An 8,901-nucleotide genomic window follows, 5' to 3' on the forward strand; every position below is an offset into this window, starting at 1 on the left:
CGGCGGAGCAGGGAGCCGGGCGATGAGCGGAATCTGGTTGCGCGGCAGCGCATTAGTGGCAGGCAGTGCGCTGCTCGCCGGATGTCAGTTCGGCGGGTTGAACTCCATCTCGCTGCCCGGTACCGCCGGCCATGGCCCCGGTTCCTACTCGATCACCGTCGACCTGCCCGATGTGGCGACACTGCCGCAGAACTCACCGGTCATGGTCGACGACGTCACCGTCGGCAGTGTCTCCGGACTCGCCGCGAGGCAGTGCCCGGACGGAAGCTTCTATGCCGCAGTCAAGTTGGCGCTGGATTCAAACGTCGTGTTGCCGGCGAACTCGACCGCCGAGGTGGCGCAAACCTCATTGTTGGGCTCCCAGCACATCGAGTTGACTGCCCCGAAGGATCAGCCGCCGGCCCACAGACCTATACGCGAAGGCGGAGTTTGCGGCACCACCGCAAGCACCATGGCCGCGGGCCGGCTGATCGACGGTTCGACCATCCAGGAGTCCCGCACCAGTCGCTATCCCACCACCGAGGAGGTGCTCTCGGCGCTTGGCGTGGTGGTCAACAAGGGCAATCTTGGTGCGCTGCAGGAGATCACCGATGAGAGCTATCAGGCGGTGGCCGGTCGGGAAAGCCAGTTCACCAACCTGGTGCCACATCTGGCCGAGTTGACGGCGGGGCTGAACAAGCAAGTCAACGACATCATTGCAGCCATCGACGGTTTGGACCGGTTCTCGGCGATCCTTGCGAACAACAAGGACAGCCTCGCACGGGCGTTGGAATCGCTGCCCGGTGCTCTGTTGGTGCTCAACAAGAATCGGGACAAGATCGTCGAGGCGTTCGCCGCGCTCAAGAAGGTGGCGACGGTGGCGTCGCACGTATTGTCGCAAACCAAAGTGGATTTCGCCGAAGACCTCAAAAGCCTGTACTCGGCTACCAAGGCGCTGGCCGACAACCGCAAGAACTTCGTCACGTCGCTTCAGTTGTTGCTGACATTCCCGTTCCCGAACTTCGGCATCAAGCAGGCGGTGCGCGGTGATTACCTCAACGTGTTCACAACGTTCGACCTCACCGTGCGACGGCTCGGCGAAACGTTCTTCACGACTTCCTGGCCACTCGACCCGAACATGCTGCACATGAAGGACGTCCTCAACCCGCCGGACTTCCTGCTCGGGGAGCAGGCCAACTTGTCTGGACAGGCTGCCGACCCGTTCAAGATCCCACCCGGAACACCGGCAGGACAGCACTGATGCTGGATCGACTGACCAAAGCCCAACTGGCCATCTTCGGGGTGGTCACCGTGATCACGGTTGCCCTGATGGCGATCTTCTATCTGCGGCTACCGGCCACGCTGGGCCTCGGCACCTACCAGGTGACTGCCGACTTCGTTGCCGGCGGCGGCCTGTACAAGAACGCCAACGTCACCTACCGCGGCGTCGCGGTCGGCCGGGTGGAGTCGGTGGGGCTCAACTCGCACGGCGTCGACGCGGTCATGCGGCTGAACAGCGGCACCACGGTCCCGTCGAACGTCACCGCGACCGTGAAAAGCGTGTCGGCCATCGGTGAGCAATACATCGACCTGGTGCCACCTAATCACGCTGCACCGAGCAAGCTGCACAATGGATCTCGCATCGATAGGAACAACACCGCGATCGGCTTGGACATCGCGACTCTGCTGCATCAATCCGAGACGCTGGTCAACAGCGTCGCCGACACCCGGCTGCGGGAACTGTTGCACGAAACCTTCACCGCATTCAACGGGACCGGTCCGGAGTTGGCCCGGTTGATCGAATCGTCCCGGCTGCTGGTGGACGAGGCCAATGCCACCTTTCCGCAGACCTCTCAGCTGATCGATCAGGTGGGTCCGTTCCTGCAGGCCCAGATCCGCTCCGGCGATGACATCAAGGCGCTGTCCGACGGCCTGGCACGGTTCACCTCGGAAGTACGGCAGGCCGACCCGCAGGTGCGTGAGCTGTTAACTGTGATCCCGCCTGTCGCCGACCAGGCCAATACGGCGTTCTCCGGTATCCGTCCGACGTTCCCTATGCTGGCGGCCAATCTGGCGAACCTCGGCCGGGTTGGTGTCATCTATCACAAGTCGATCGAGCAGCTGCTGGTGGTGTTGCCGGCGCTGTTCGCCGCGATCACCACCGCCGCGGGCGGTGAGCCCCAGGACGAGGGCGCCAAACTGGACTTCAAAATCAACATCGACCCGCCGCCGTGCAATACCGGTTTCATTCCGCCCCCGTTGATTCGGACACCCGCCGACGAGACCGTGCGGGAAATCCCGACCGACATGTACTGCAAGACCGCCCCAAATGACCCGTCGACCGTGCGCGGAGCGCGCAACTATCCGTGCCAGGAGTTCCCAGGCAAGCGGGCACCGACGGTGGCACTCTGCCGCGACCCGAAAGGCTATGTGCCAACCGGCACCAACCCGTGGCGAGGACCGCCGATCCCGTATGGCACCCCGGTGACCAACGGGCTGAACATTTTGCCGCCCAACAAGTATCCGTTCATCCCGCCAGGAGCAGACCCCGATCCGGGCACACCGTATCCTCCGAACGCGGTGCCGCCCGGACAAGTGCCCGGACCCGGTCCGGCGCCCAACCAGCCGTTCCCGGTGCCGCCGCCGCCCAACACCGGTGGAACCGATGGCCGGCAGGCGTGGATACCGCCTGCGCCGTACCCGCCGCAGCCTCCGGCGATTCCGTTCCCGAAGGCGGTTCCACCGCCCCCACCACCGGAGGGTCTCTCACCGCCGCCGCCGTACCCGCCGCCGGAGAAGCCGTGGGGCCCGCCACCCGGTCCGGTGCCGCAGGCCAACGGCGCCGCCTACACCACCTACGACCAGAACACCGGCGTTTTTCAGGACCCCGCGGGAGGCGCTGGTATCTTCGCGCCCGGCAGAGTATCGAGCGCCGAGAACTGGGTGGACCTGATGCGCGATCCGAGGCAGTTGTGACCGAGTCGGCGACGCGACCCACGCGACGGCGCGCGTCGCGGGCAGCCGGTCCGGTCGGCGGTGAGGCAGCTTCAACCACGGTCCGGCTCGATGCACCGCCGGAGCCGATCAAGCAGCGAGCCACGCCGCTCGGTCCGCCGCCACGCCGGCCCCCGCATCGTCGGCTGGTCGGATGGACGGCGCTGGCATTCGCGCTAGTCGGGATTGTGGTGCTAGCTGCGGCCCTGCTCATCGCGGTGATCCAGCAACGCCAGGCCGACGCCGCGCAGGCGCGCGCCCAGCGCTTCGTCGATACCGCCAGCCAGACCGTGGTCAACATGTTCAGCTACACACCTGACACCATCGACCAAAGTGTGGCCCGGTTCGTCGACGGGACGAGCGGGCCGCTGCGGGGCATGCTCAGCTCGAACAACAACGTGGAAAACATCAAGGCACTGTTCCGCGACACAAATTCGAAATCGGAGGCGGTCATCAACGGCGCCGCCCTGGAGGGCATCGACAGCGTCACCGACAATGCCTCGGTACTGGTGTCGGTGCGGGTGACGGTCACCGACATCGACGGCGTCAACAAGCCGTCGATGCCCTACCGGATGCGCGTGATCGTCCACGAGGACGACAACGGCCGGATGACCGGCTATGACCTGAAGTATCCCGAGGGAGGCAATTGATGCGGTGGTTGATCGCCGCCGCGGTCAGCTTGCTGACCACCGCCTTCGTCGGGTTGGCCGCGGCCGGTGGCTGGTTCTATTGGCAACGGGTGGAGACCCGCGGTGAGCAGGCAGCACGGACGGTGCTTCCGCCGTTGGCCGCCAAGGAAATTCCACAAGTGTTCGCCTACGATTTCCAGACCGTTGAGCGTAGTCTCAACGCCGCGTACCCGTTGCTCACCCCGGGCTATCGGCACGAGTTCGAGAAAAGCGCCACCCAGCAGATCATCCCGGAGGCAAAGAAGCGCGAGGTGGTCGTGCAGGCCAACGTTGTCGGCGTGGGAGTCATGGCGGCGCAACGTAATTCGGCGTCGGTGATGGTCTACATGAACCGCACCGTGACCGACAAATCGCGTCAACCGCTCTACGACGGTAGCCGATTGCGGGTCGACTATCAGCGGGTCGGCGGCAAATGGCTGATCAACTACATCACGCCGATCTAGTTCAGCGGCATTGGCCGATCTCGTTGCAGTCCAACGGATAGCGCTCGACCGGATTGGGCAGCGGGCCCTGGAACGCCAGCGTGAACGGAGTCTTCGTCATCGCGGGTTGAAGGCCGCAGACGTCGCCGTGAATGCTGGTATGCGTGCCGGCCAGTGACACGTCGTCGAACGCGTACGTTTCCGTCGATGCCGCGGTGGTGCCGTCCGGACAATTCACGCCATCAGCCTTCGGTATCTGAAAGGTCCACAGATCGCTGGTGAGTCGCGCGCGGCCGCCAAAATTCGCCTGCTTTTCCTGACGGGTGACGAGCCGGGCTGTCGTACTCACGACGTTGAGAGCGCAGAGGTCTGCCGCGATGACCGGGTCGGTGAAGTCGGGGATGGCCCGCTGGCGAGATGGCGCGTCACAGAGCGCGTAGATCTTCCACGTGCTTGCCAGGGCCCCGGCTTCGTTGAAGCTGTACATGCCATCCGGCGGCGGTCCGAGCGCTTTTGCGGGGCTCGCCGTTCCCAGCGCCGCGAGTGCCATGACAGCGGCGACGGTCAGGCCGCGGGGAATACTCACCCACCGAGTATCGCAGCGCGCCTGGAGCAACACCATCGAAATCAGCCGTTATGCGGATGCGCCTCGCCCAGCGCTTCGAGGAACGACCGAGCCCAACGATCGACGTCGTGGACGAGGACCTGGCGTCGCAAAGCCCGCATCCGGCGCCGTCCCTCCTCGACCGACTGGTTGAGCGCTGTCTCGATCGCGTCTTTCACGCCTTCGGTGTCGTGCGGGTTGACCTGGTAGGCCTGCCGGAGTTCGGCTGCCGCACCGGTGAATTCGCTGAGCACCAGCGCACCGCCCAGATCGCTGCGGCACGCGACATACTCCTTGGCCACCAGGTTCATCCCGTCCCGCAGCGGGGTGACCAGCATGACATCGCTAGCCACGAAGAACGCGACGAGTTCATCCCGGGGAACCGGGCGGTGCAGGTAGTGCACCACCGGATGGCCGACCTCGCCATATTCGCCGTTGATGTGGCCCACTTGGCGTTCGATATCGTTGCGCAGGACCTGGTAGCTCTCCACCCGTTCGCGGCTGGGCGTGGCGAGCTGGACCAGCACGGTATCGTCGCCCTTGACCCGGCCCTCCGCGAGCAGCTCAGCGAATGCCTTGAGGCGCACATCGATGCCTTTGGTGTAATCGAGCCGGTCGACGCCGAGCAGAACCTTGCGGGGATTGCCGATCTCGGCCCGGATCTCTTTGGCCCGCTTGCGGATGTTGCGGTCACGGCCCTTCTGGTCGAGGTCGCTGGAGTCGATGGAGATCGGGAATGCGCCCACCCGAGTGACGCGCCCGTCGACCTCCACCTCACCGAAACGCGAACGGACGCCGACCGAACCGCGGGAGGTGTTGGCGCCCACCAGCCGCCGCGACAGAATCAGAAAGTTCTGCGCACCACCGGTCAGATGGAAGCCCACCAAGTCCGCGCCGAGCAGTCCTTCCACGATCTCGGTGCGCCAGGGCAACTGCATGAACAGCTCGACCGGCGGAAACGGGATGTGCAAAAAGAAGCCGATGGTCAAATCAGGCCGCAGCTCGCGCAGCATCGCAGGCACCAGCTGCAACTGGTAGTCCTGCACCCAAACCGTCGCCCCCCGGGCGGCGGCGCGCGCAGCGGCCTTGGCGAATCGGCGGTTGACCTCGACGTAGCGATCCCACCATTCCCGGTGGTAGATCGGTTTGACGATGACGTCGTGATAAAGCGGCCACAGGGTGGCGTTGGAGAAACCCTCGTAGTATTCAGCGACGTCGTCGGCGGATAGCCGCACCGGATGCAGCGTAAGGTCCTCCGCCTCGATGGGCTCCTCGTCGCCGTCAACGATGCCTGGCCACCCGACCCAGGCTCCGTGACGGCGGCGTAGCAGCGGCTCGAGTGCCGTAACCAACCCGCCGGGGCTGCGCTTGAAGGTGGTACTGCCGTCGGGCAGCCGCTCCATGTCGATCGGCAGCCGGTTGGCCACCACCACGAAGTCGGACTCCCCGGCGGCAGATTCCTTCGAACCCTTGCCTCCCGAGGGGGGCATTTACACCTCGATTTTCGCCGGTCCAATGCCGAGCATCGACAAGAAGACGCGGCATTCGTCGGCGTCGGTCGCGTAGGCCGCTACTATGCGCCTGGCCTGGCTTGCGGTGGTGTCGGTCAGCGGTGCCACATCTTCGATTTCGTGGGGATCAGGTTTAGCCGGCATGACATAACTGTATGCGACGTGCATGTTCGCCTGCAGCCGACGTCCTAACCCGCTGATCGCGGCGTTACGGGCTGGCCGTAATGTGTAAGCGTCTAACCAAGGCGAGTGAGGTGGCGCATGGCAGTCCCCAACGAGGTGGGCACCAACGCGGTTGACGCGAAACCCGAAGACCTGGTCGCCTACGAAACGCTCGACGACGGCCGCATCGCACGGATCTGGCTCAACCGGCCGGACGCGCACAACGCGCAGAGCCGCGGTTTGCTGGTCCAACTCGACGAGGCATTCTTACGAGCCGAGGCCGACGACGACGTGCGGGTGGTGATCTTGGCTGCGCGCGGTCGGAATTTCTCCGCCGGTCACGACCTGGGCTCGGAGTTGGCATTGGCCGAGCGGGCGCCCGGACCGGACCAGCTGCCCAGCTTCCGGATCAACGGCGCCACCCGGGATCCGGTCGCGGAGAAGGTCTACCTTCAGGAATGGCACTACTTCTTCCAAAACACCTGCCGTTGGCGCGATCTGCGCAAGATCACCATTGCCCAGGTACAGGGCAACGCGATCTCTGCGGGCTTGATGCTGATCTGGGCGTGTGATCTGATCGTCGCCGCCGACAACGCGAAATTCAGCGACGTGGTCGCTGTCCGCATGGGCATGCCCGGCGTCGAATATTACGCTCATCCTTGGGAGTTCGGTCCGCGCAAGGCCAAAGAGCTTCTGCTGACCGGTGATTCGCTGGACGCCGATGAGGCTTACCGCCTCGGTATGGTATCCAAGGTCTTTCCGGTCGACGAACTCGAGGACAAGACCCTGGAGTTCGCGCGGCGAATTGCCGAGCGGCCGACGATGGCGGCGCTGCTGATCAAGGATTCGGTCAACGCGGCGTCGGACGCGATGGGTTTCACCGAGGCGTTGCGCCACGCGTTCCATATTCACGAACTCGGGCACGCCCACTGGGCGGCGCACAACGAGAACAGGTATCCGGTCGGGCTGCCACCCGATGTCGAGGACTGGCGCTCGCCGAAGCCGTCGAAGATCGCCCGCCGCGACGAGCCGTAACCCGGCGAGGATCACATCCGTCACAGCAGCCCTGCTCCGGCGGGGACATGCGTTGTGCCCGCCTTCGAGCGACTTCTTCGGGGCGCCCCAGGACTGTCGCTCGTAGGCGGGCAAACAACGCATCTTCGCTTCCAGCGACGGCTGTGGCAGGTGTGACTGCATGCCGCTTCATTCGCTGTCGCGGCCGCATGGTTCGATGACTAGAACCTGTTTCAGTTTCGGTGTGAAGGGGCTGGCGTGGAGCTTTCGTTCGAAGACCGGACATACCTGGTTACTGGCGGTGGCAGTGGCATCGGTAAGGGGGTCGCGGCCGGGCTGGTAGCCGCCGGGGCCGCGGTGATGATCATCGGTCGTAACGCCGATCGGCTCGCGGCGGCGGTCGAAGAAATCGAGGCGGGCAAGGGCCGCGGTGGCGCGATCCGATACGAGCCGGCTGACGTCACCAACGAAGACGAGGTCGCCCGCGCCGTCGATGCCGTCACGGCGTGGCATGGTCGCCTGCACGGCGTGGTGCATTGTGCGGGCGGATCGCAGACCATCGGGCCGATCACCCAGATCGACTCCGAGGCGTGGCGGCGCACCGTCGACCTCAACATCAACGGCACCATGTACGTGCTCAAGCACGCCGCCCGCGAACTGGTGCGGGGCGGTGGCGGGTCGTTCGTCGGCATTTCGTCGATCGCGGCCAGCAACACCCACCGCTGGTTCGGCGCCTACGGGGTCACCAAGTCGGGCGTCGATCACCTGATGCAGTTGGCCGCCGATGAGCTGGGCCCGTCCTGGGTGCGGGTCAACGCCATCCGTCCGGGGTTGATCCGCACCGATCTGGTCGCGGCGATCACGGACTCGCCCGAACTGTCCGGGGATTACCGCAGCTGCACCCCGCTGCCGCGGGTGGGTGAGGTCGACGACATCGCCAACGCGGCGATGTTTCTGTTGAGCGACGCCGCCAGCTGGATCACCGGCCAAATCATCAACGTCGACGGCGGGCACCTGCTGCGCCGTGGCCCGGACTTCACCGCGATGCTGGAACCGGTGTTCGGTGCCGACGGATTACGTGGGGTGGTGTGACGGTATGAAGAACTTCCGATCGTCGGGCCACTCGAAAGGCTAGCCTTTAATAGCGACAACGTCGGAGGATGCGATGGCTACAACCTGGGACACGATCGATCGCTACGTCGTCATCTCGACGGATACGCACGCCGGGGCCGATCTCCACGACTACAAGCCGTATCTGCCTGCGGCCCTGCACGACGAGTTCGAGGCATGGGCCAAGACTTACGTGAGCCCGTTCGATGATCTGATCACCGCGACCGCTCAACGCAACTGGGATCACGAGCTCCGGATCGCCGACATGGACGCCGACGGAGTGGCGGCAGAGGTGCTTCTGCCCAACACCGTTCCGCCGTTCTTCCCGACCACACCCAACATCACCATCAGTCTTCCCCGGACCCGCGAAGAGTTCGAAAAGCGCTGGGCCGGCGTGCAGGCCCACAACCGCTGGC

General features: G+C 64.8%; 9 protein-coding genes and 1 pseudogene. 7 read left to right on the forward strand and 3 right to left on the reverse strand.

Annotated features, from left to right (window positions below):
• The first annotated feature begins 22 nt into the window (after nucleotides 1–22).
• The 4 genes from WB785_RS06635 to WB785_RS06650 are packed head-to-tail and all read left to right on the forward strand — an operon-like array spanning nucleotide 23 to nucleotide 4,105.
• A complete protein-coding gene (locus WB785_RS06635) occupies nucleotides 23–1,240 on the forward strand; it encodes an MlaD family protein (RefSeq protein ID WP_424077996.1) in 1,218 nt (405 codons plus the stop codon).
• Entirely contained in the window at nucleotides 1,240–2,955 is a 1,716-nt protein-coding gene (locus WB785_RS06640; protein WP_424077985.1) for a virulence factor Mce family protein, read from the forward strand. The genes WB785_RS06635 and WB785_RS06640 overlap by 1 nt, the downstream gene beginning before the upstream one ends.
• Nucleotides 2,952–3,623 carry a mammalian cell entry protein gene (locus WB785_RS06645; RefSeq protein WP_424077987.1) on the forward strand — a complete coding sequence of 224 codons (672 nt, stop codon included), beginning with the start codon at nucleotides 2,952–2,954 and terminating at the stop codon, nucleotides 3,621–3,623. Before WB785_RS06640 ends, WB785_RS06645 begins: the two co-directional genes overlap by 4 nt.
• Entirely contained in the window at nucleotides 3,623–4,105 is a 483-nt protein-coding gene (locus WB785_RS06650) for a mammalian cell entry protein (RefSeq protein WP_424077988.1), read from the forward strand. The genes WB785_RS06645 and WB785_RS06650 overlap by 1 nt, the downstream gene beginning before the upstream one ends.
• Before the next feature lies 1 nt (nucleotide 4,106).
• Here WB785_RS06650 and WB785_RS06655 read toward each other — a convergent pair whose 3' ends face one another.
• From WB785_RS06655 to WB785_RS06665, 3 genes are read right to left on the reverse strand one after another with little or no spacing between them, the layout of a single operon-like run.
• A complete protein-coding gene (locus tag WB785_RS06655; protein WP_424077990.1) occupies nucleotides 4,107–4,670 on the reverse strand; it encodes a hypothetical protein in 564 nt (187 codons plus the stop codon).
• Nucleotides 4,671–4,711: 41 nt separating this feature from the next.
• On the reverse strand, nucleotides 4,712–6,178 hold the full coding sequence (locus WB785_RS06660) for an alpha,alpha-trehalose-phosphate synthase (UDP-forming) (protein ID WP_424077992.1): 1,467 nt from the start codon (nucleotides 6,176–6,178) through the stop codon (nucleotides 4,712–4,714).
• Nucleotides 6,179–6,343 (reverse strand): hypothetical protein, encoded by a 165-nt coding sequence (locus WB785_RS06665; protein WP_424077993.1) that lies wholly within the window; start codon nucleotides 6,341–6,343, stop codon nucleotides 6,179–6,181.
• A gap of 117 nt (nucleotides 6,344–6,460) precedes the next feature.
• On the opposite strand from WB785_RS06665, the gene WB785_RS06670 reads away from it, so the two are divergent.
• From WB785_RS06670 to WB785_RS06680, 3 genes and pseudogenes are all read left to right on the forward strand, one after another.
• Nucleotides 6,461–7,396, forward strand: coding sequence for an enoyl-CoA hydratase (locus tag WB785_RS06670; RefSeq protein WP_424077994.1), 936 nt, complete (start codon nucleotides 6,461–6,463; stop codon nucleotides 7,394–7,396).
• 237 nt (nucleotides 7,397–7,633) lie between these two features.
• Nucleotides 7,634–8,467: an SDR family oxidoreductase gene (locus WB785_RS06675; RefSeq protein WP_424077995.1), complete on the forward strand. Its 834-nt coding sequence runs from the start codon at nucleotides 7,634–7,636 to the stop codon at nucleotides 8,465–8,467.
• A gap of 73 nt (nucleotides 8,468–8,540) precedes the next feature.
• A pseudogene (locus WB785_RS06680) lies at nucleotides 8,541–8,901 on the forward strand (amidohydrolase family protein); the annotation flags it as partial.

The organism is Mycobacterium sp. (genome assembly GCF_049585075.1).
Taxonomy (GTDB): Bacteria; Actinomycetota; Actinomycetes; order Mycobacteriales; family Mycobacteriaceae; genus Mycobacterium.